Annotated in this window: 23 protein-coding genes; 13 read left to right on the top strand and 10 right to left on the bottom strand. The window is 71.2% G+C overall.

Features of this window, described 5'->3' with window-relative positions:
* Positions 1-97: 97 nt before the first annotated feature.
* A complete protein-coding gene (locus AB5J49_RS07245) occupies positions 98-529 on the bottom strand; it encodes an SRPBCC family protein (protein ID WP_369167642.1) in 432 nt (143 codons plus the stop codon).
* A gap of 142 nt (positions 530-671) precedes the next feature.
* Complete coding sequence (locus AB5J49_RS07240; protein WP_369167641.1) at positions 672-869, bottom strand: hypothetical protein; 198 nt, start codon at positions 867-869, stop codon at positions 672-674.
* Between the two features lie 197 nt (positions 870-1066).
* Between AB5J49_RS07240 and AB5J49_RS07235 the strand changes: the two genes are divergently transcribed.
* From AB5J49_RS07235 to AB5J49_RS07225, 3 genes are all read left to right on the top strand, one after another.
* Positions 1067-1627 (top strand): Clp protease N-terminal domain-containing protein, encoded by a 561-nt coding sequence (locus AB5J49_RS07235; RefSeq protein WP_369167640.1) that lies wholly within the window; start codon positions 1067-1069, stop codon positions 1625-1627.
* Positions 1628-1862: 235 nt separating this feature from the next.
* Positions 1863-2867, top strand: coding sequence for a DMT family transporter (locus tag AB5J49_RS07230; protein WP_369167639.1), 1005 nt, complete (start codon positions 1863-1865; stop codon positions 2865-2867).
* A gap of 207 nt (positions 2868-3074) precedes the next feature.
* Positions 3075-4085, top strand: coding sequence for a DMT family transporter (locus AB5J49_RS07225; protein ID WP_369167638.1), 1011 nt, complete (start codon positions 3075-3077; stop codon positions 4083-4085).
* A 57-nt stretch (positions 4086-4142) separates the two neighbouring features.
* On the opposite strand, the gene AB5J49_RS07220 is transcribed toward AB5J49_RS07225, so the two are convergent.
* Complete coding sequence (locus AB5J49_RS07220) at positions 4143-4775, bottom strand: FMN-binding negative transcriptional regulator (protein WP_369167636.1); 633 nt, start codon at positions 4773-4775, stop codon at positions 4143-4145.
* Positions 4775-5458 carry a pyridoxamine 5'-phosphate oxidase family protein gene (locus AB5J49_RS07215; RefSeq protein ID WP_369167634.1) on the bottom strand — a complete coding sequence of 228 codons (684 nt, stop codon included), beginning with the start codon at positions 5456-5458 and terminating at the stop codon, positions 4775-4777. The genes AB5J49_RS07220 and AB5J49_RS07215 overlap by 1 nt, the downstream gene beginning before the upstream one ends.
* A gap of 35 nt (positions 5459-5493) precedes the next feature.
* Here AB5J49_RS07215 and AB5J49_RS07210 point away from each other — a divergent pair, with 35 nt between their 5' ends.
* Positions 5494-6825 (top strand): aminotransferase class I/II-fold pyridoxal phosphate-dependent enzyme, encoded by a 1332-nt coding sequence (locus AB5J49_RS07210; RefSeq protein ID WP_369167632.1) that lies wholly within the window; start codon positions 5494-5496, stop codon positions 6823-6825.
* A 167-nt stretch (positions 6826-6992) separates the two neighbouring features.
* Here AB5J49_RS07210 and AB5J49_RS07205 read toward each other — a convergent pair whose 3' ends face one another.
* Entirely contained in the window at positions 6993-7928 is a 936-nt protein-coding gene (locus AB5J49_RS07205; RefSeq protein ID WP_369167630.1) for a DMT family transporter, read from the bottom strand.
* A gap of 74 nt (positions 7929-8002) precedes the next feature.
* Between AB5J49_RS07205 and AB5J49_RS07200 the strand changes: the two genes are divergently transcribed.
* Positions 8003-8905 carry a LysR family transcriptional regulator gene (locus AB5J49_RS07200; RefSeq protein WP_369167628.1) on the top strand — a complete coding sequence of 301 codons (903 nt, stop codon included), beginning with the start codon at positions 8003-8005 and terminating at the stop codon, positions 8903-8905.
* Between the two features lie 6 nt (positions 8906-8911).
* On the opposite strand, the gene AB5J49_RS07195 is transcribed toward AB5J49_RS07200, so the two are convergent.
* The gene (locus AB5J49_RS07195) at positions 8912-9379 is read right to left on the bottom strand and encodes a pyridoxamine 5'-phosphate oxidase family protein (protein WP_369167626.1); all 468 of its coding nucleotides are present in this window, start codon (positions 9377-9379) and stop codon (positions 8912-8914) included.
* A gap of 182 nt (positions 9380-9561) precedes the next feature.
* On the opposite strand from AB5J49_RS07195, the gene AB5J49_RS07190 reads away from it, so the two are divergent.
* The gene (locus AB5J49_RS07190; RefSeq protein WP_369167624.1) at positions 9562-10212 is read left to right on the top strand and encodes a cysteine hydrolase; all 651 of its coding nucleotides are present in this window, start codon (positions 9562-9564) and stop codon (positions 10210-10212) included.
* Positions 10213-10233: 21 nt separating this feature from the next.
* Here AB5J49_RS07190 and AB5J49_RS07185 read toward each other — a convergent pair whose 3' ends face one another.
* Positions 10234-10725, bottom strand: coding sequence for a Rieske (2Fe-2S) protein (locus tag AB5J49_RS07185; RefSeq protein ID WP_369167622.1), 492 nt, complete (start codon positions 10723-10725; stop codon positions 10234-10236).
* Positions 10726-10945: 220 nt separating this feature from the next.
* Here AB5J49_RS07185 and AB5J49_RS07180 point away from each other — a divergent pair, with 220 nt between their 5' ends.
* The 7 genes from AB5J49_RS07180 to AB5J49_RS07150 all read left to right on the top strand — a co-directional run bounded on the left by AB5J49_RS07180 (position 10946) and on the right by AB5J49_RS07150 (position 16970).
* Complete coding sequence (locus tag AB5J49_RS07180) at positions 10946-11701, top strand: HipA family kinase (RefSeq protein ID WP_369167620.1); 756 nt, start codon at positions 10946-10948, stop codon at positions 11699-11701.
* Positions 11698-12108 (top strand): DUF3037 domain-containing protein, encoded by a 411-nt coding sequence (locus AB5J49_RS07175; RefSeq protein ID WP_369167618.1) that lies wholly within the window; start codon positions 11698-11700, stop codon positions 12106-12108. The genes AB5J49_RS07180 and AB5J49_RS07175 overlap by 4 nt, the downstream gene beginning before the upstream one ends.
* Positions 12109-12246: 138 nt before the next feature.
* Complete coding sequence (fabG, locus tag AB5J49_RS07170) at positions 12247-13008, top strand: 3-oxoacyl-ACP reductase FabG (protein ID WP_369167617.1); 762 nt, start codon at positions 12247-12249, stop codon at positions 13006-13008.
* 20 nt (positions 13009-13028) lie between these two features.
* Positions 13029-13790 (top strand): SDR family oxidoreductase, encoded by a 762-nt coding sequence (locus tag AB5J49_RS07165; RefSeq protein ID WP_369167615.1) that lies wholly within the window; start codon positions 13029-13031, stop codon positions 13788-13790.
* Positions 13791-14008: 218 nt separating this feature from the next.
* On the top strand, positions 14009-15589 hold the full coding sequence (locus AB5J49_RS07160) for an ABC transporter substrate-binding protein (protein WP_369167613.1): 1581 nt from the start codon (positions 14009-14011) through the stop codon (positions 15587-15589).
* A gap of 118 nt (positions 15590-15707) precedes the next feature.
* Complete coding sequence (locus tag AB5J49_RS07155) at positions 15708-16391, top strand: uracil-DNA glycosylase (protein ID WP_369167612.1); 684 nt, start codon at positions 15708-15710, stop codon at positions 16389-16391.
* Positions 16392-16514: 123 nt separating this feature from the next.
* Positions 16515-16970: a hypothetical protein gene (locus tag AB5J49_RS07150; protein WP_274237430.1), complete on the top strand. Its 456-nt coding sequence runs from the start codon at positions 16515-16517 to the stop codon at positions 16968-16970.
* 99 nt (positions 16971-17069) lie between these two features.
* Here AB5J49_RS07150 and AB5J49_RS07145 read toward each other — a convergent pair whose 3' ends face one another.
* The 3 genes from AB5J49_RS07145 to AB5J49_RS07135 form a co-directional block, all read right to left on the bottom strand.
* Positions 17070-17585, bottom strand: coding sequence for a hypothetical protein (locus AB5J49_RS07145; protein WP_369167610.1), 516 nt, complete (start codon positions 17583-17585; stop codon positions 17070-17072).
* Positions 17586-17697: 112 nt separating this feature from the next.
* Positions 17698-18210 carry a DinB family protein gene (locus AB5J49_RS07140; RefSeq protein ID WP_369167609.1) on the bottom strand — a complete coding sequence of 171 codons (513 nt, stop codon included), beginning with the start codon at positions 18208-18210 and terminating at the stop codon, positions 17698-17700.
* Between the two features lie 65 nt (positions 18211-18275).
* Positions 18276-18866, bottom strand: coding sequence for a TetR/AcrR family transcriptional regulator (locus AB5J49_RS07135; RefSeq protein ID WP_369167608.1), 591 nt, complete (start codon positions 18864-18866; stop codon positions 18276-18278).
* Positions 18867-18906 lie beyond the last annotated feature (40 nt).

Raw genomic sequence — 18906 nt, 5'->3', positions numbered from 1 at the left:
GTGCGTGAGATCGGGTCGCCCGTGAGTGAAGGCGCCCCGTGGAGTGATCCGCGGGGCGCCTTCGTGTGTGCCTGTACCGCCTGGGCGGCGCGGGTGTTCAGGTCACCAACCCCGCCAGCTTGCGCAGCGACTCGTTCAGTGCGGCAGTCGCCGAGTCCTTCAGCTTGCCCGCCATCAACGACACCGCCGCACCCGTGAACTCCCCGTCGATCCGCACGGCCGTGGCGCCGTCGCCGTCCGGGGTCAGCGTGTAGCGCGTGGCCACGGTCACCGCCATCGGACCCTTGCCGCGAATGGTGAGCAGTCGCGCCGGTTCCAGTTGCTCGATGGTCCACTCGACCTCGGCCGGGAACCCCATGAGCTTCATGTTCTCCTGGAAGGTCCCGCCCACTTCGAGGGCCGCCGGACCGCCGTCCGGGAAGCTGGTGTGGGTGGCGTTCCACTGTCCGTACGCCGACCAGTCCGTCAGCTGCGCCCAGACCTTTTCGGCCGGTGCCTCGATGCGTGCCTCCGCGCTGACTTCGGCCATGCGACCACCCCTTCGTCTCGGGCTACGGTGTCGCGGAACGTAGCCGGGAGGCGTGGAACATTCAATACTGATGAACCGTCAGAAAATGTGGAGACGTCGGCCGAGCCGACAGCCCGACCCGCCGACTGAGCCATCGGCTCGGTCAGCCGGCTCGGCCCACCAGCCGGATCACCGCCGCGTCGAACAGATCCCACGCGCGCGGGAACGCGCTGTCCTCGTGGCAGTGCCACGCCGCCCAGAACAGGTCGGCGAGCAGGGCGTCCTCCGGCGCGTACACCCGGTAGACGTACTGCCTGCCGTCGACGGCAGGCAACGCCACCAGCCAGCACCTGCGCTCCATGTCCCTGTGGGACGTGCGGTGGAGCGCCATGGTTGCGTACGCGGCGCAGGGCAAGGCGGCGCGAGCCCCTCGGGGTCGTCGGCGTGATCTCATCCGTAAGGAGGAGATTTCGGTCGGCGGAGTCCACTCTGTGTGGGACGCCAGAATGCTTCCTCCCGGGGATGACCTGGCTCGAAGTGGTTGATGGGGTAGGGGACGTGCAATCCCGTATCCCCCGGCAGTCGGCCCAGGAGCAGGACTGTCGGCGCCCGGACGCCGCGGCGGACGATGCCAGGCTCAGCGACGAACTGGCAGCGGTGATCTCCGGCGCCCGCCGTCGGGCGGTCAGGGACGGGGACCGGCAGATCGACACGGCTCATCTGCTGCACTCGCTCCTGGAGCGCGACCCGGACGCGTACGCCGTCTTCGGCGACGGACCTCAGATCGCCCGCCTGCTCGGCTACCTCGTGCAGCGCAGCATCGGCTACGGCCTGCGCTGGCAGGCCACCGTCGAGGACTCCGGCGCCGTCCCCGTGGTGCTGGACGGCGAGGGCTTCTCCCCGCTGGCGGCGAGCGCCATGGAGCACGCCTGCCGACGCGCCGCCCGGCGAGGCGACCCACAGGCCCGCGGCATCGACCTGCTCGCGGCGATCGTGACGGACCCGCAGGCCCGTGCCGTGGAGGTGCTCGCCCGCGCCGGCATCGATGCGAACGCGGTACGCGCCCGCATCGACGAACACCACGACGAGTACGCCACCGACGGCGAAACGGCCTGCTAGGGCGAGGCCCCTGCGCCAGGTCGACACCCTCTGCGCGCTGGGCTGCCTGGCGTGGCAGCTCTGGCATGGCTGGGCCTTCGCTGCCCGGTGCATGGGCCCTCTCCCGGCGCCGGTTCCTGGCGCCCCCTCCCGCACGCACCTGCAGCCGCGAGCCGCCCCCGCCCTCCGACATCCCCGTCCACTCGGCGAGACAGGTGTCATCGGGGATGACGCTCATGTCATCGCCTGTCATCATGTGCCCGTGCGTATGTCTGAGAGCAGTCAGGTCAGCCGTGGCAAGGGCGTCGGGCTCGGTCTGGCGATCGGGTCCGCGATCGCCTTCGGAGGATCGGGTGTGGCGGCCAAGCCGCTGATCGAGGCGGGGCTCGACCCGCTGCATGTGGTGTGGCTGCGCGTGGCCGGCGCCGCCCTCGTGATGCTGCCGCTCGCCGTGCGCCACCGTGCGCTGCTGCGCAGCCGTCCCGCGCTGCTCGCCGGGTTCGGCCTGTTCGGCGTGGCCGGTGTGCAGGCGTTCTACTTCGCCTCGATCTCCCGCATACCGGTCGGAGTCGCGCTGCTCGTCGAGTACTTCGCCCCCGCCCTCGTGCTCGGCTGGGTGCGGTTCGTGCAGCGGCGGCCGGTGACACGTGCCGCCGCCCTCGGCGTGGTCCTCGCGGTCGGTGGCCTCGCCTGTGTCGTCGAGGTCTGGTCGGGTCTGAGCTTCGACGCCCTCGGCCTGTTCCTCGCGCTCGGCGCGGCGTTCTGCCAGGTCGGCTACTTCGTCCTGTCCGACCAGGGCAGCGACTCCGGCGAGGCAGCGCCCGACCCGCTCGGTGTCATCGCGTACGGCCTGCTCGTCGGCGCCGCCGTTCTCACCTTCGTCGCCCGCCCCTGGAACATGGACTGGTCGGTCCTCGCCGGCACCGCCCACATGGACGGCACCCCGGTCGCCGCCGCCCTGCTGCTGGCCTGGATCGTGCTCGTCGCCACGGTCGTCGCCTACGTCGCCGGCGTGCTCTCCGTACGACGGCTCTCGCCGCAGGTCGCGGGCGTCGTGGCGTGCCTGGAGGCCGTCATCGCGACCGTCCTCGCCTGGTTCCTGCTCGGCGAGCACCTCTCCGCGCCACAGATCGTCGGCGGCGCGGTCGTCCTGGCCGGCGCGTTCATCGCGCAGTCGTCCGCACCCGCCAAGAGCCCCGCCGAGCCGGTGGCGAGCGGCGGCCCGGAAAGGGAATTGTCCGCCCGCGGAAACGTCGCCTAGGCTGCGTGACCATGCCTTCGACACTCGTTCTCCCGCCTCCGGCCGCCTGAGGCGGGCCCTCCGGAAGCCGCGCCCCGATGCCTGACGGGAACTGAACCCCGCGCATCGCCGGGCGGAACGGTGCTGCCCGCAGAAGAAGTCCACGGACCCCGCTGTCCAGGGGTCTTCCGAACTTCCGCGCACTCGCGCATCTGCGGAGAACAACTCGTGTCGAACCATGCCTGCGGCCTGCCCATCGGGCGAGGCCTCCTCTATCTCATCGTCGCCGGTGCCGCCTGGGGCACCGCGGGCGCCGCCGCCTCGCTGGTCTACCGGACCAGTGACATGGGGCCGATCGCCCTCTCCTTCTGGCGCTGCGCGGTCGGCTTCGTGCTGCTCCTCGCCGCCCGCTTCGTGCGGCCGCGCGCCCGGACCGCACAGCCGACCGTCGCCGTACCCGAACCCCTCGGCCGCAAGGCGCTGCGGGCCGGGGCCACGGGCGTCGGGCTCGCGGTGTTCCAGACCACCTACTTCGCGGCCGTGCAGGCCACCGGACTAGCCGTGGGCACCGTCGTCACCCTCGGCGCCGGACCCGTGTTCATCGCGCTCGGCGCCCGGCTGGCCCTGGGCGAGCGGCTCGGTCGCGGGGGTGTCGCGGCGGTGGCCGGTGCGCTCACCGGGCTCGCCGTGCTCGCGTTCGGCGGCGCGGGCGCGACCGTACGACCATGGGGCGTGTTCCTCGCGCTGGTGTCCGCGGCCGGGTACTGCGTGATGACCCTGCTGACCCGCAAGTGGGGCCGTGACGGCGGGGCCGACGCCGCCAGTACGACCGTCTGGGCCTTCGCCGTGACCAGCCTGTGCCTGCTGCCGCTCGCCCTCGCCGAGGGACTGCTGCCGCACACGGCCGACCTCGCCCGGCTCGGCTGGCTGCTGGCGTACATCGCGGCTGTGCCCACGGCACTCGCGTACACCCTCTACTTCGCGGGCGCGGCCGCCGTACGGTCGGCCACCGTGTCCGTGATCATGCTGCTCGAGCCGGTCAGTGCGGCCGTTCTCGCCGTCGTCCTGCTCGGTGAACACCTGACGGCCCCGACCCTCGCCGGCACCCTGCTGATGCTCGGGTCGGTCGCAGGTCTCGCGGTGGCCGAGACGCGCGCGGCGCGGCGGGAACGGGAGCGGGAGCGGGAACGGGAGCGGGAACGGGAGCAGGATCAGGAGCGGGATCCGCTGCCGGCGTGACGCCGAGGGGCCCCGCACCGCACCGGTGAGGGGGCCCCTTCGCCGCAGCCTCCGCCGTCAGGCCGGGCGGCGGCGCAGCATGTGCTCGCGCGCCGCCGCGTCACGCGGACCCGCCCGCCCCGCCAGCTTCCCGGCGATCCGGTCCTGGACCTCGCCCGACCGCCTGCCTCCGAACTTGAACTTCGCGCGCACCCCGGTCACTTCGAGCCGCAGCCCGCGGATGCCGGACAGCAGCCTGCCGTACGGCGCTTCACCGACCGCCACCTCCGCCGAACCGCCCTCCGGCTGGAAGTGACGGACCTGGCGGTTGAGCAGCTCTGCCTTCTCGGCCGGGTCGTCCACGACAAGGGCCCGGCACCGGAGTTGGACCGCCGAGTAGAAGCTGGTCGACTCACCGTGCTCGGACGGTTGATCCGGTGCCGCCTGCCAGGGGCCGGGCACGTACACGTAGTCGTCGATCACGCTCAGCACGACGTCCGGGTTCGCCAGCAGCGCCGGCCAGATCGGATTGGGGCGGGCCAGATGTGTGGCGGCCTCACCGCGCTCGGCGTCGTATGTGAAGTGCAGCGGCTGGATATGCGGCGGCTCGCCGTCCAGCCCGTTGACGACGAGCTGCCCGAAGTCGTGGACGTCCAGCCACCGTTGCCACTCCTCTTCGTCGCGGGGCGCGTCCCAGGGGTGGATCAGCATCACAGGGCTCCGAGGTAGCCCGGGAGTTCGGTACCCGGGGCCAGGCCGGGGTCCCCGACGGGCGCGTCGTAGCCCTTGCGCAGCGGGACGACGCCGGCCCAGTGGGGGAGGGCGAGGTCCTCGGGCTCGTCGTTCACGCCGCCGGTGCGGAGCTTGGCGGAGACCTCGTTCAGGTCGAGGCGGATCACGGCGGTGGCGGCCAGCTCCTTCTTGTTGGCGGGCCGGGAGTCGGCCGACCGGCCCGGCACCACGTGGTCGACGAGGGCATCGAGCGCGACCCGCTTTTCCTCGGGGTCCGTCACGTCGTACGCGAGGCCGTGCACCACCACGGACCGGTAGTTGATCGAGTGGTGGAAGGCGGAGCGGGCCAGGATCAGCGCGTCGACATGCGTAACCGTCAGGCACACCGGCAGCCCCGGGTCGGCCTGGCCGGTCATCCGCAGCGGGCGCGAGCCCGTCGAGCCGTGGACGTAGAGCGTCTCGCCGACCCGGCCGAACAGCGTGGGCAGCACGACCGGCGCGCCGTCACGCACGAAGCCGAGATGGCAGACGTAGGCCTCGTCGAGTACCGCGTGCACCAGCTCCCTGTCGTACGACGCCCGGCCCGGGGAGCGGGTGGGGACGGTGCGGTCGGTCGGCGTGTAGGCGGCGGTCGGCGACGTCGGCTGCGGTATCCCCTGCATTGCGCTCTCCATTGCACTAGTGCATAATGTGTTTTGTGCTAGGAGGATATCGGATCGAAGGGCGAGGCGCAGCCGAGATTGCGGCGAGCGTCGAGCGTGCGGTGGGTGCCGGTGAGCTGGAGCCGGGCCAACCTCTGCCTCCCATGCGGGAGTTGGCGGTCGAGCTGGGGGTGAATCCCAATACCGTCGCGGCCGCCTACCGGATCCTGCGGGAGCGCGGGGTCATCGAGACGGCGGGGCGTCGGGGCAGCCGGGTGCGTCCCAAGCCGGCCACGACCGCGCGCGAGTCCATCCGGGTGGACGTCCCGGAGGGCGTACGGGATGTGGCGAGCGGCAACCCGGACCCGGGGCTGCTGCCGCGCCTGGCCGAGGCGTTCGCGGCGGCCACCGAGCAGAACGACCGGGAGCCGGTCATGTACGGGGACGAGGCCGTGGAACCGGAACTCGTGCACAGCGCGCGGGCCGCGTTCGACGCCGACGGCGTTCCGGACGGGCCGATCGGCGTCGCCTCAGGGTCGCTCGACGTGATCGAGCGGGTCCTCGCGGCCCACCTCAAGCCCGGCGACACCGTCGCCGTGGAGGATCCCGGATGGGGCAGCCTGCTCGACCTCGTCCCGGCCGTCGGGCTGCGGACGGCTCCCGTCGGCGTGGACGACGAGGGCCCGCTTCCGGACGACGTGCGCCGGGTCCTGGAAGCGGGGGCGCGCGCCCTGATCGTCACCGGCCGGGCGCAGAACCCGACGGGGGCGGTCGTCAGTGCCGCACGCGCGCGTGCCATCCGATCCGTGCTGAAGGATCACCCAAACGTCCTGCTCATCGAGGACGATCACGGCCACGGCATCGTCGACCTGCCCTTGCACGCCCTGGCCGGCACCACCCGCAACTGGGCGTTCGTACGCTCGGCCGCCAAGGCCTACGGCCCCGACCTGCGGCTCGCCGTGTTCACCGGCGACACCGTCACCGTCGACCGGGTGCGCGGCCGCCAGCGCCTGGGTCCCGGCTGGATCAGCCGCATCGGGCAGCGGGCCCTGCTGCGCCTGTGGGACGACGGCGCCGTCGACCCACAGGCGGTGGCGGCGGCGTACGCCGGCCGCCGGGACGCGCTGATCGCCGCGCTGGCGGAGCGGGGCATCGCGGCGCACGGACGCAGCGGGCTGAACGTCTGGGTTCCGGTGCCCGACGAGACGGGCGCCGTGGCCCGGCTGCTGCACGCCGGCTGGGCCGTCGCGCCGGGCGCGCGCTTCCGCATGAGCGCCCCACCCGGGATCCGGATCACCGTGGCGACCCTCGCGAGAGACGAGATCGCCCCGCTGGCGGACGCGGTGGCGAAGGCGGTTGGCTCAGCACCGCCGAGGGGTTACGTCTAGACGGGGGCAGGGGCAGGGGCAGGGGCAGGGGCAGGGGCAAGCCAATCGAAGGCAGGGGCAGTCAGCCTTCTTCGGGGGTGCCGGGCTGTATCGGTGTGCGGCTCCGCCGCGTGGGCGCGACCAGCCGCATCGGGCCCGCACCCGCCGATGCACCCGCCCCCACCCCTCTAGGCGCCCCGCTTCACCTGAGTGAGCGCCGCCCCCACGAGAACGATCACCGCACCCACCGGCGTGGTCCAGCGAAGTGACTCCCCGAGGACGGCGACCCCGGCAGCCGTCGCGATGACCGGAATGAAGTACGTGACCATCTGAGCCGTGGTTGGCCCGACCTCGGCGACCAGGCCGTACTGGATCAGAACGGCGAGCCCCGTACCCAGCGCGCCGAGCGCCACAACCGCAAGCAGAGGCAGCACCGCAAAGCGCGTCGGCCAAGAGGTGAACAGCGGTGTCACGACGCCGAGTTGCGCGGTGGCCAGCAACAACTGGGCACCGGTCAGCGACAGATGGGAGTGGCTGGAGCCGGCCAGCGTGCGCCGGACGTAGATCCAGCCGACCGGGTAGCTGAGCGAGGCCAGCAACGCCATCGCCATACCCCTGGCATCCAGCCCGGCGAAGCCCTGCCAGGCCCCGAGCACCGTCAGCACACCGAGGAAGCCGATGCCGAGACCCGCGACCCTGACCCGCGTCGGCCGGTCCTCCGAGAGGGCGATCAGGGACAGGGCCATGCCCCACAGCGGCGAGGTCGCGTTGCAGATCCCCGCCAGCGTGGACGGGATCGTCAGCTCGGAGTACGCGAACAACGAGAACGGCAGCGCGTTGAGCAGGAACGCGGCGACCGCCAGATGCCCCCACATGCGGGCCCCGCGCGGCAGCCGCTCCCGCTTCACCGCCATCGCGGCCGCCAGTACCGCCGTACCGAACACCAGCCGCCCGAGCGTGACTTGGAAGGGGGCATAGCCATCGGTGCCCACCTTGATGAGCAGGAAGCTGAAGCCCCAGATCAGGGTGAGGGCGGTGAAGCGCAGCCGCCAGTCGAGGCGGGCGCGGGGGAGTGGGCGGGCGGCGGCTTCGGCCGGGTTGCGGGAGGCGACGACGGTGGTCATGGCAGCAACGATGCTGCAGCGGATCTCGTAGCACAATCGAGATTTCGCACGCGATATCTCGTAGTATTGCTTACATGTTGAATCTGGAGCGCCTGCGCACCCTGGACGCCCTTGCCCGGCACGGCTCGGTCAGTGGCGCGGCGGAGGGGCTGCACATCACGACGTCGGCCGTGTCGCAGCAGATGTCGAAGCTGGAGCGGGAGGTCGGCCAGCAGCTCCTCGCCAAGAACGGCCGGGGGGTGCGGCTCACCGACGCGGGCCGGCTGCTCGCCGAGCATGCGGCGCGCATCCTGTCGCAGGTCGAGCTGGCCCAGTCCGACCTGGAGGCGCAGCGCGGAAAGGTGGTCGGCGAGCTGAGACTGGCGGCGTTCCCGACGGGCGCCCGCGGGCTGTTCCCGGCCGCGCTCTCCGCCCTGCGCACGGCGCATCCCGCGTTGCGCGTGCGCAGTTGCGAGCTGGAGCCGGAGAGCGGCATCGCCGGAGTGATCCGCGGCGACCTCGACCTGGCCGTCGTGCTCGACTGGTACAACAAGCCGATGGCGCTGCCCGAGGGCCTGGTCAAGGCGCACATCCTGGATGATCCGGCCGATGTGGCGATGCCCGCGGGGCACCGGTTCGCCGGCCGCGACGAGGTGGACCTCGCCGAGTTCGCCGAGGACGAGTGGATCACCTGGGGCGAGGGCGAGTTCTGTCACGAGTGGCTGATGTTCACCCTGCGCTCCAAGGGCATCGAGCCGCTTCTCGGCCACCGCGCCCCCGAGACGCACACCCAGCTCGCGCTGGTCGCGGCCGGACTCGGCGTGTGCATCGCGCCGCTGCTGGGGCGCCACCCGATGCCCGCGGGGGTCGTGACCGTGCCGTTGCAGCAGCGGGTGCGGCGCCATGTGTACGTCGTCTGGCGCGCCGACGCCGACCGCCGCCCGTCGATCCGGGCGGCGGTGCGGGCGCTGCAAGAGGCGGGGGAGAACGTCTGCTGACGCCGCCTACAGCGCTCCCAGCTTCCGGAAGTCCCAGGACACGATCTTCTCCGGCGTCAGCCGCACCCACGCGTGCCGGCCGTCGTGCGGCATCTCGTCGAGGCCGAAGTTCTTGCGCGCGAACAGCATCTCGGGCACGTCGAGTTCGGCGCGCAGCTCGCCGACCCGAGGGCTCTCGCCCACGAACTCGACGGTGCCGGACAGTTCGACGCCGCGCAACTGCTCGTACTCCTCACCCGTGTCGATCACGACGGCGACCCGCGGATCGCGGCACATCTCGGCCCACCGCTTGCTGCGGACGACCGAGTACAGCCACAGCGAGGTGCCGTCCCAGGCGAACCACAGTGCGCTGACATGCGGGAAGCCGTCGGCGGACACCGTGGCGACCCGGCAGGTGCGCTGGGCGGTGAGGAACTCGTCCAGCTCGCCGGGCGTCATCATGATCTTCCGGCCCCGGCGCTGAGTGACGGTCATGCGGCCCCCTCTTCTCTCACGTCGTGTCAGAGGAGAGATCCTCTGACATCACGTCAGAAAAGGATGAGTCGTCTTCCCTCCACACGCAATGGTGGTTCTGCTCCCACGCGCTGGTGGTTCCGTCCTCACGCGAAGGTGGCTACGCTCGCCCGCCCACGCCGCCGTCGGTCACAGGGGGAACCATGCCGTCGCCCGCACAGCTCAGCGAACTCCTCGACCCCGCGACCACCGTCCTGCTCACCGTCGAGTGCCAGCAGGGCGTCGTCGGACCGGACAGCGCGCTGCCCGAACTCGCCATGGAGGCCCGCTCCTCCGGAGCCCTCGCCAACATCGCCCGGCTGGTCGCGGTCGCCCACGAGAGCGGCGTCCAGGTGATGCACGCGATCGCCGAACGCCGCCCCGACGGCCGCGGTGCCGGCCGCAACGCCCGCCTGTTCCGTGCCGCCGAACGGCTCCCCGTCCAGCAGCTGTCCGGCACGATGGCCGTACGCCTGGCACCGCCGATCGAGGTCGCCGAGGAGGACTTCGTCGTACGACGGCTGCACGGCCTCTCCCCGATCCAGGGCACCGATGTCGACGCCCTGTTGCGCAACCTCGGCTGCCGCACGCTGATCGTCACCGGCGTCTCGGCCAACGTGGCGATCCCCAACGCCGTCTTCGACGCCGTGAACCGGGGTTACGCCGTGGTCGTGGCCCGGGACGCCATCGCGGGGGTGCCCTCGGACTACACCCCCGCGATGATCCGCCACACCCTCGCATTGGTCGCCACGGTCGCGACCACGGACGAGATACTGGGCGGCTTCAAGCGTCCACGCCGTGCGGGTCGGGCGTGAGCCCTGCGCCGCGCCGCCGGGTCAGGCGAGCGTGATCGAGTCGCCTGCCACGCTGATCTGCTTGGCCTCCAGCGGCTCGGTGGCGGGCCCCTTCTTCACGCTGCCGTCGAGGACGGAGAACTGGCTCTTGTGGCAGGCGCAGGTGATCGTGTCGCCCTGCAGGTCCGTCATCGGACACTGCCGATGGGTGCAGATCGTCGAGAAGGCCTTGTAGTCACCCGCCGTCGGCTGCGACACGACCACCTTCTCGTCGCTGAAGACCTTGCCACTGCCCTCCGGGATGTCGGCGGTCTTCGCGAGCGCCGCACCGCCGGCACCTGCCTCGCCGGACGAGCCGGCGCTCGCTTCGGTGGTCGCGCCACCGCCGACGGCGCCCTGTTCGGTGGACGAGCCCGACGCGTCGTCGTCCGACCCGCACGCGGTCAGCGCGACGGCGAGCCCCGCCGCGCCGACCGCCGCCACGACGGTACGGCGACTCGGGCCCGGCACCGGCTGAACTGATTCGCTGGTCATGCTGACGTTCCTTCCGCGGATTCTTGATCTGGCGAGAGGTACGGCCCCTGCGGACCGGCTGTTCAGAGGATGCCGAAATCCTGACTCGGTCCGGCGGCGAGATGGGTAAAGCGGAGCTGTCGGTTCACTGTCCAGGGCTGTCGATCTACTGTCGGCGCAAACCCGCCGCCGCCCACCCGGGCCGTCCCGCGCCCCGCCCCCGCGCCAGTAACCTGGGGCGATGCTCAAGGAAGTCGTCGCGACCCGCTTCATCACCCCCCTGCGTGAGGGCGGCTCGCTGCCGGGACTCGTCGAGGCCGACGACCACGGTACGTACGTCATGAAGTTCACCGGCGCCGGACAGGGCCGCAAGACGCTGGTCGCCGAGGTCGTCTGCGGTGAACTCGCCCGCAGGCTGGGCCTGCGGATGCCCCGCCTCGTGACGGTGGAGCTCGACCCGGTACTGGGGCTCGGTGAACCCGACCAGGAGGTGCAGGGGCTGCTCAAGTCCAGCGGCGGCACCAACCTCGGCATGGACTTCCTCTCGGGCGCGCTCGGCTTCGACCCGCTCGCCTTCGAGGTGAGCCCCGAGGACGCCGGCCGGATCGTCTGGTTCGACGCCCTGGTGAACAACGTCGACCGCTCCTGGCGCAACCCCAACCTGCTGATGTGGCAGGGCGAGTTGTGGCTCATCGACCACGGCGCGACCATGATCTGGCAGCACAACTGGCCCGGTGCACAGACTTCCGCGGCGCGCTCCTACGACGCCTCCGACCACGCCCTCGCCTCCTTCGCGCCGGATGTGCGGGCAGCCGCGGCCGAGTTGGCGCCGCTGGTCACCGAGGAACTGCTCGCCGAGGTGACCGCCGAGATCCCCGGCGTGTGGCTCGCGGACGAGCCGGGGTTCGAGTCGGCGGACGCACTGAGGAAGGCGTACGCGCAGCCACTGGTCGCACGGGCCGCCGTCATCCATGAACGCATCGAGGGGATCAAGTGAGCGAGCGCACCCTGGGGACCCGCTCCCGCACGCAGGACGTCTTCGAGTACGCGCTGCTGCGGGTCGTCCCGCGCATCGAGCGCGGCGAGTGCCTCAACGCGGGCGTGCTCGTGTACTGCCGCGCCCGGTCCTTCGTCGCCGCGCGGACCCACCTGGACGAGACCAGACTGCGGGCGCTGGATCCCGCTGCCGACGTCGCCGGGGTACGGGCCGCACTCCGTGCCGTCGAGGGCGTCTGCGCGGGCGGCGACGCGGCGGGGCAGGCCGGGGCCGACGATGCCGGGCGGCGCTTTCGCTGGCTGATCGCGCCCCGCTCGACGGTCGTCCAGCCGGGGCCCGTGCACACCGGCCTGACATCGGATCCGGCGGCCGAGACGGAGCGGCTGCTCGATCTGTTGGTGAAGTGACGGATCGGGTTACAGATCGGGTTACGGATCAGGTAATGGATCACATGCGCGCGGTGGCCGTTGACACCGCGTGCCAGGACTTCTAGCGTCACGTCCATCGAAGGTACTAAGCGGTCGCTCACCCGAGGAGAGTCATTCATGTCCACCACTGAGCAGCGGGTCGCCGTAGTCACCGGCGGAGCGCGCGGCATCGGCGCCGCCACCGCCGTGCGACTGGCCGCCGAAGGCCGCGCGGTCGCCGTGATCGACCTCGACGAGGCCGCCTGCAAGGACACCGTGGAGAAGATCACCGCGGCCGGCGGCAAGGCCATCGCGGTCGGCTGCGACGTCTCCGACGAGGCGCAGGTCGAGGCGGCCGTCGCGCGGATCGCCGAGGAGCTCGGCGCCCCGGTGATCCTGGTCAACAACGCGGGCGTGCTCCGTGACAACCTGCTGTTCAAGATGAGCGTCGCCGACTGGGACACCGTCATGAACGTGCACCTGCGCGGCGCCTTCCTGATGTCCAAGGCCTGCCAGAAGCACATGGTGGACGCGGGCTTCGGCCGCATCGTCAACCTCTCCTCGTCCTCCGCGCTCGGCAACCGCGGCCAGGTCAACTACTCCGCCGCCAAGGCCGGCCTCCAGGGCTTCACCAAGACCCTCGCCAAGGAACTCGGCAAGTTCGGCGTCACCGCCAACTCCGTCGCCCCCGGCTTCATCGCCACCGAGATGACCAAGGCCACCGCCGACCGCGTCGGCATGGGCTTCGAGGACTTCAAGGCCGCCGCCGCCACCCAGATCCCGGTGGCCCGGGTCGGCGAGCCGGACGACATCGCCAACGCGATCGCCTTCTTCACCGGCGATGCGGCCGGCTTCGTCTCCGGCCAGGTGCTGTACGTCGCCGGCGGACCGCTCGACTAGGGAACTGGGACACAACCGACATGACTGAACTGCCTGAACTCTCCGGCAAGGTCGCCCTCGTCACGGGCGCCAGCCGCGGCATCGGCTACGGCGTCGCCGAGGCTCTCGTGGCACGCGGCGACCGCGTCGTCATCACCGGCCGGGGCGAGGACGCCCTCAAGGAGGCCGTCGAGCAGCTCGGCGCCGAGCGCGCGATCTACGTGGCCGGCAAGGCGCACGACGAGGCCCACCAGGCCGTCGCCGTCGAGCGCGCCATGGAGGCCTTCGGCCGGGTCGACTACCTGGTCAACAACGCCGGTACCAACCCGGTGTTCGGGCCGCTCGCCGACCTGGACCTGGGTGTCGCGCGCAAGGTCTTCGAGACCAACGTGATCTCGGCGCTGGGCTTCGCGCAGAAGACCTGGCACGCCTGGCAGAAGGACAACGGCGGCGCGATCGTCAACATCGCCTCCGTCGCGGGCATCGCGCCCTCGCCGTTCATCGCCGCCTACGGCGTCAGCAAGGCCGCGATGATCAACCTCACCCAGCAGATGGCGCACGAGTTCGCCCCCAAGGTGCGGGTCAACGCGATCGCCCCGGCCGTGGTGAAGACCAAGTTCGCCCAGGCCCTGTACGAGGGCCGCGAGGCCGAGGCCGCCGCTGCCTACCCGCTGGGCCGGCTCGGCGTGCCCTCCGACATCGGCGGCGCCGCCGCGTTCCTCACCTCGGACCAGTCCGACTGGGTCACGGGGCAGACGCTCGTCGTCGACGGCGGCATCTTCCTCAACGCCGGCGTCGGCTGACGTACGGGACTCAAGACACGGGACTCAAGACACGGGACCGAGGCACGGGCGCCGCTGGACACCAGCTGCGCCCGTGTCGACGTATCGGGAGTTCACTGGCCGTTGACAACGTAGTCACCGCAGAGGTGAGCAAGTGCTCCTGAGACTGGAGGTCCACCGGCCGGAACACTGCGGTATGTTTTGCCGACCCTTGGCATGGCAGATCGAGGAGCGTGCGCGTGTTCAACCGGATCCGACGCCTGCGGCAGGTGGCGGCCATCGCGTCCATATCGTCCCTGGTGGCCGGGTGCGGTGTCCTCTCGTCCGATTCGACGGAGGAGGAAGGGGCGATCGTCGTGGGGACGACCGCCGCCCCCAGCACCCTTGATCCCGCCGCGTCCTGGGACAGCTCCTGGGAGCTGTTCCGGAACATCTACCAGACGCTGCTCAGCTATCCCTCGGGCGCGAGCGCGCCCGAGCCCGACGCCGCGAAGAGCTGCCAGTTCACCGACAGCTCGAACATGAAGTACAAGTGCGAGCTGCGTGAGGGCCTGAAGTTCTCCGACGGGCACACGCTCGACGCGCAGGCGGTCAAGTACTCCATCGACCGCATCCGGACGATCGACGTCAACGGCGGCCCCGCCGGTCTGCTGGGCAGCCTCGAACGGGTCCAGGTGCTCAACGACAAAGAGGTCGTCTTCCACCTGAACAAGGCCGACGCGACCTTCCCGTTCGTGCTGGCCACGCCCGCCATGTCGATCGTCGACCCCGAGGACTACCCGGCCGACAAGCTGCGCGAGGAAGACACCGTCGTCGGCTCCGGGCCGTACACCCTCGACTCCTACGAAGAGGGCCAGCAGGCCGAGCTCGTCAAGTACGACGGCTACCAGGGGTACGCGGAGCGCAAGAACAACGCGGTTACCATCCGTTACTTCCAGGACTCGCCCACCATGGTCGCCGCGCTGCGCGACAAGGAGCTCGACGTCGCCTTCCGCGGTCTCGCCGCCGACGACATCGTCGACATCCAGGCCGACGACGACGACCACCTCCAGCTGATCGAGGGCTCCGGCACGGAGATCAACTACCTGGTCTTCAACCCGAAGGACCCCATGGCGGGCAAGCCCGCCGTCCGCAAGGCCATCGCCCAGGTCATCGACCGTCCGGCGATCGCCCACAAGGTCTACAGGGACACCGTCGAGCCGCTGTACTCCATGGTCCCCAAGGGCCTGACCGGACACACCACGAGCTTCTTCGACGACTTCGGCGAGCCCAGCGAGGCCAAGGCCGGCAAGATCCTCACCGAGGCGGGCATCACCACCCCCGTCCCGCTCATGCTCTGGTACACCAGCGACCGCTACGGCTCGGCCACCAAAGCCGAGTTCCAGGAGCTGAAGAGCCAGCTCGAGAAGTCCGGCCTCTTCGAGGTCACTCTCAAGAGCCGCCCCTGGAAGACGTACGTCGAGGGCTACAAGAACGGCGAGTACCCCGTGTTCGGACGCGGCTGGTTCCCCGACTTCCCGGACGCGGACAACTTCATCGCACCGTTCGTCGGCAAGCAGAACGCGCTCGGTACGCCGTACGTGTCGCCCAAGATCACCGAGACCCTGCTGCCCAACTCCCGCGCCCAGAGCGACCGTGCCAACGTGGTCAAGGACTTCGAGGAGGCCCAGCGGATCCTCGTCGAGGACGCGCGACTGCTGCCGCTGTGGCAGGGCCGGCAGTACGTGGCCGCGAGCGCGGAGATCTCGGGCGCGGAGCGGGCCCTCGACCCGTCGACGATCATGATGGTGGGGGAGCTGTCCCGCAAGACCAGCTGGTAGGGGCGGGATGTGCGGTGGGCGGGGTGATTGTCAGTGGCCGCCTGTAGGTTCGGAGGCCTGGAAGTGACCGCGGGGCGGTCACCTCTCACCGTTCGCCGCACATCGTAAGGAAGTCGACGTGACCGACATCGCCATGCTGCCCGAGTCCTGGCGCGGGGTTCTGGGTGACGAGCTGCAGCAGCCCTACTTCAAGGAGCTGATGGAGTTCGTCGAGGAGGAGCGGGCGAAGGGCCCCGTCCACCCGCCGCGCGAGCAGGTCTTCGCCGCGCTGGACGCGACGCCGTACGAGCAGGTGAAGGTCCTGATCCTCGGGCAGGACCCGTATCACGGCGAGGGCCAGGGACACGGCCTGTGCTTCTCGGTCCGCCCCGGCGTGAAGACGCCGCCGTCGCTGCGCAACATCTACAAGGAGATGAAGGAGGAGCTCGGCCTCCCCGTCCCCGACAACGGCTATCTGATGCCCTGGGCCCAGCAGGGCGTCCTGCTGCTCAACGCCGTGCTCACGGTCCGTGGCGGTGAGGCGAACTCGCACAAGGGCAAGGGCTGGGAGAAGTTCACCGACGCGGTGATCCGTGCCGTGGCCGACCGACCCGACCCGGCGGTGTTCGTGCTGTGGGGCAACTACGCGCAGAAGAAGCTGCCGCTCATCGACGAGACGCGGCATGTGGTGGTCAAGGGGGCGCACCCCTCGCCGCTGTCGGCGCGGAAGTTCTTCGGGTCCCAGCCGTTCACGCAGATCAACGAGGCGGTGGCCCGGCAGGGGCACGAGCCGATCGACTGGCGGATCCCTGACCTGGGCTGACCCACCCGCAGGGCCGGTCCTTCGCCGGACCGGCCCGGTGCCGTACGGAGCCGCCTGACCGGGATTGCCGGTGCGGCCGGTTAGCGTCGGAAGGGACCAGCCGACGAGGGCCCGGAGGACGCGGTGGCGGAGCAACAGGAGCAGGCGGCGCCGGACGCCGTGCTGACGCGGATCGGGCAGGTCGTCATTCTGCATCACGCGGGGGACCGCGAAGAGGCCCGGCGCCGGTTGCTGGACCTGTGGACGGAGCTCGGCGAGGACGGCGACCCGCTGCACCGCTGCACACTGGCGCACTACCTGGCGGACACGCAGGACGACCCCTCGGACGAACTGGCCTGGGATCTGCGGGCGTTGACGGAGGCCGAGGGCGCCGGCGGCGCGCTGGCCGTACGGGCCCTGTATCCCTCGCTGCATCTGAATCTGGCCGCCGACTATGTGAAGCTCGACCGCGCGGAGGCCGCCCGCGTGCATGTGCGCCGGGCGCGGGGAGCCGCGGGGGCGTTGCGGGACGACAGCTACGGGGACGGCGTACGGGCGGAGCTTCGGCGGTTGGAGGCGTGGCTGGGGGAGGGGCCGTAGAGGCTGAGCGGGGCCGGGGAGGCGGAGAGGCGGCCCCGCCCGCCCCTGTGGGGTGCCGCTCCGGCTACACAGGGGACTGACCGGCGTCGGCCCCGCATTTCACTGGCCGTACGCCTGCTCGCAGATCCTCGACTCCGGGCTGTCCGCCCTCCAGCCGCCGTACTTCTTGCCCAGCGCGCAGAGGTCCGAGTTCCCTCGCGGGACGTCATGGCGGACCGACTCCGGCACGTCGGGGATCTCGGTGTGCGGCCGTTTCGGGGCGTCGACGGCGGGGCGGTGGGGTCCCCGGTGCTGGGGATGGGGATGGGGATGGGCGTGGGGGTGCGAGCGAGGGGCCGCCGGTGTGTGTGCCGGTGGTGGCGCGGTGGGGGACGCGGAGCGTGCGGCGGACGTCGAGGGGGCCGGGCTGGGGGACGGGCCGGTGAGCGTCAGGGCCTCGCGGGCCGGCGCCTGCACGACCCGCGGGTCCTCCTGCCCGCCCGGCCGGGGCGCCGGCGGCTGGGACGGTACCGGGGGCGGTCCGGGCGCCGGTGAGCGCGGGACCGTCACGCAGCCCGAGAGGGCCGAGACGGCCACGGTGACCAGGAGCGTTGCGGTGGTCGTCGTTCGATGCACCCGCGCAACTCTGCTGGGTCCGGCTGCTGTTGGGACAGCGGACAAGCAGAGGTTGCTCCGCACGGGTGATCTCTGTCCCCGTACGGGCGGCGCGGGCCCATCGACGCTGACGTCAGTCGCCGGTGGAGCCGTCGAGGCGCTCGCGGATCAGGTCGGCGTGGCCGTTGTGGCGGGCGTACTCCTCGATCATGTGGGTGTATATCCAGCGCAGGTTGAACCGCTCGCCGGTCCTGCGGTGCTTGCCCTCGGAGACGTCGTCGAGGCCGAAGCGGGCCGCGTTGCGCCGGGCGGTCTCGATCTCGGACTGCCAGGTGGCGTACGCCTCCTCCCAGGTGTCCGACTCGGAGAGGTGAAACTCGCCGTCCTGGTCCTCCTCGGTGTAGTAGATCGGGCCGGCGCCCTCGGCTGTGAGCACCTTGCGGAACCAGCCCCGCTCCACCTCCGCCATGTGCCGCACCAGCCCCATCAGCGACAGCTCGGACGGTTCCACGGAGGCGGTCCTGAGCTGGGCGTCGGTCAGACCCTCGCACTTCCAGGCGAGGGTCTGCCGGTGGTAGTCCAGCCAGCCCTCCAGCATGGTGCGCTCGTCGGCGGTGGTGGCGGGCTCATTGCGTTCGCTGGTCATGCCCGAATCCTCGCTCAACTCCCCTGAGCCCACCAGGAGTTTTACGGCGCCGCGGAGCGCCGACGTCAGCGGCCGAGCATCCCGGCCAGCAACTCGCGCAGCCCCGCCCGTACCTCCGCCGGGCTCGGTGTCTCGGTGCTGAAGGACCCGGCCACGCAACTGAACATCAGCCCGTCCGCCCAGGCGACCAGGGACAGCACGTGCCGGGCCGGGTCCGTCGACCCCATCGCGGTCACCAGGGCGGTGACCTGGTCGCGGAAGCGGGCGCCCGTGGCGTCGAAGTAGGCGCGCAGCTCGGGGCGGCGCGTCGCGTCGAGGGCCAACTCGTAGCGGGCCAGCGTCAGTTCGCGGTTGCGGGTCAGGGAGCGGTGGATCGCCTGGGCCAGGCCGTCGACCAGCGAGTCGAGGCCACCGCGCGGGTCCGGCATCTCCTCCAGTGCCAGTACGCGTGCCTCGCGCTCGGCGAGCCGCCGTACCGCCAGCTCCAGCAGCGCCTGTCGGGTGCGGGCGAGGTTGGACGTGGAACCCTGCGGCAGCCCGGCCGTCTCGTCGACGGCCCGGTGCGTGAGCCCGCGCATGCCGCGCTCGGCGAGCAGCGCGAGGGCGGTGTCGGCGACGAGGTCGGCGCGTGCGGCGCCCGGGGTGCGTACGGACATGGAGATCAACCTACCCGTGGAACTACGGCTGTAGTACAGT

Source organism: Streptomyces sp. R28 (assembly GCF_041052385.1).
GTDB lineage: Bacteria > Actinomycetota > Actinomycetes > Streptomycetales > Streptomycetaceae > Streptomyces.
Note: the sequence above shows the minus strand (reverse complement) of the source record. Positions and strands in the feature narration are given on the sequence as shown.

What these genes read in the sequence shown, in the direction of transcription:
- AB5J49_RS07245 (WP_369167642.1), bottom strand. Translation starts at nt 529, where the DNA reads ATGGCCGAAGTCAGCGCGGAGGCACGCATCGAGGCACCGGCCGAAAAG.
- AB5J49_RS07240 (WP_369167641.1), bottom strand. Translation starts at nt 869, where the DNA reads ATGGAGCGCAGGTGCTGGCTGGTGGCGTTGCCTGCCGTCGACGGCAGG.
- AB5J49_RS07220 (WP_369167636.1), bottom strand. Translation starts at nt 4,775, where the DNA reads ATGCTGATCCACCCCTGGGACGCGCCCCGCGACGAAGAGGAGTGGCAA.
- AB5J49_RS07215 (WP_369167634.1), bottom strand. Translation starts at nt 5,458, where the DNA reads ATGCAGGGGATACCGCAGCCGACGTCGCCGACCGCCGCCTACACGCCG.
- AB5J49_RS07205 (WP_369167630.1), bottom strand. Translation starts at nt 7,928, where the DNA reads ATGACCACCGTCGTCGCCTCCCGCAACCCGGCCGAAGCCGCCGCCCGC.
- AB5J49_RS07200 (WP_369167628.1), top strand. Translation starts at nt 8,003, where the DNA reads ATGTTGAATCTGGAGCGCCTGCGCACCCTGGACGCCCTTGCCCGGCAC.
- AB5J49_RS07195 (WP_369167626.1), bottom strand. Translation starts at nt 9,379, where the DNA reads ATGACCGTCACTCAGCGCCGGGGCCGGAAGATCATGATGACGCCCGGC.
- AB5J49_RS07190 (WP_369167624.1), top strand. Translation starts at nt 9,562, where the DNA reads ATGCCGTCGCCCGCACAGCTCAGCGAACTCCTCGACCCCGCGACCACC.
- AB5J49_RS07185 (WP_369167622.1), bottom strand. Translation starts at nt 10,725, where the DNA reads ATGACCAGCGAATCAGTTCAGCCGGTGCCGGGCCCGAGTCGCCGTACC.
- AB5J49_RS07180 (WP_369167620.1), top strand. Translation starts at nt 10,946, where the DNA reads ATGCTCAAGGAAGTCGTCGCGACCCGCTTCATCACCCCCCTGCGTGAG.
- fabG (WP_369167617.1), top strand. Translation starts at nt 12,247, where the DNA reads ATGTCCACCACTGAGCAGCGGGTCGCCGTAGTCACCGGCGGAGCGCGC.
- AB5J49_RS07165 (WP_369167615.1), top strand. Translation starts at nt 13,029, where the DNA reads ATGACTGAACTGCCTGAACTCTCCGGCAAGGTCGCCCTCGTCACGGGC.
- AB5J49_RS07140 (WP_369167609.1), bottom strand. Translation starts at nt 18,210, where the DNA reads ATGACCAGCGAACGCAATGAGCCCGCCACCACCGCCGACGAGCGCACC.
- AB5J49_RS07135 (WP_369167608.1), bottom strand. Translation starts at nt 18,866, where the DNA reads ATGTCCGTACGCACCCCGGGCGCCGCACGCGCCGACCTCGTCGCCGAC.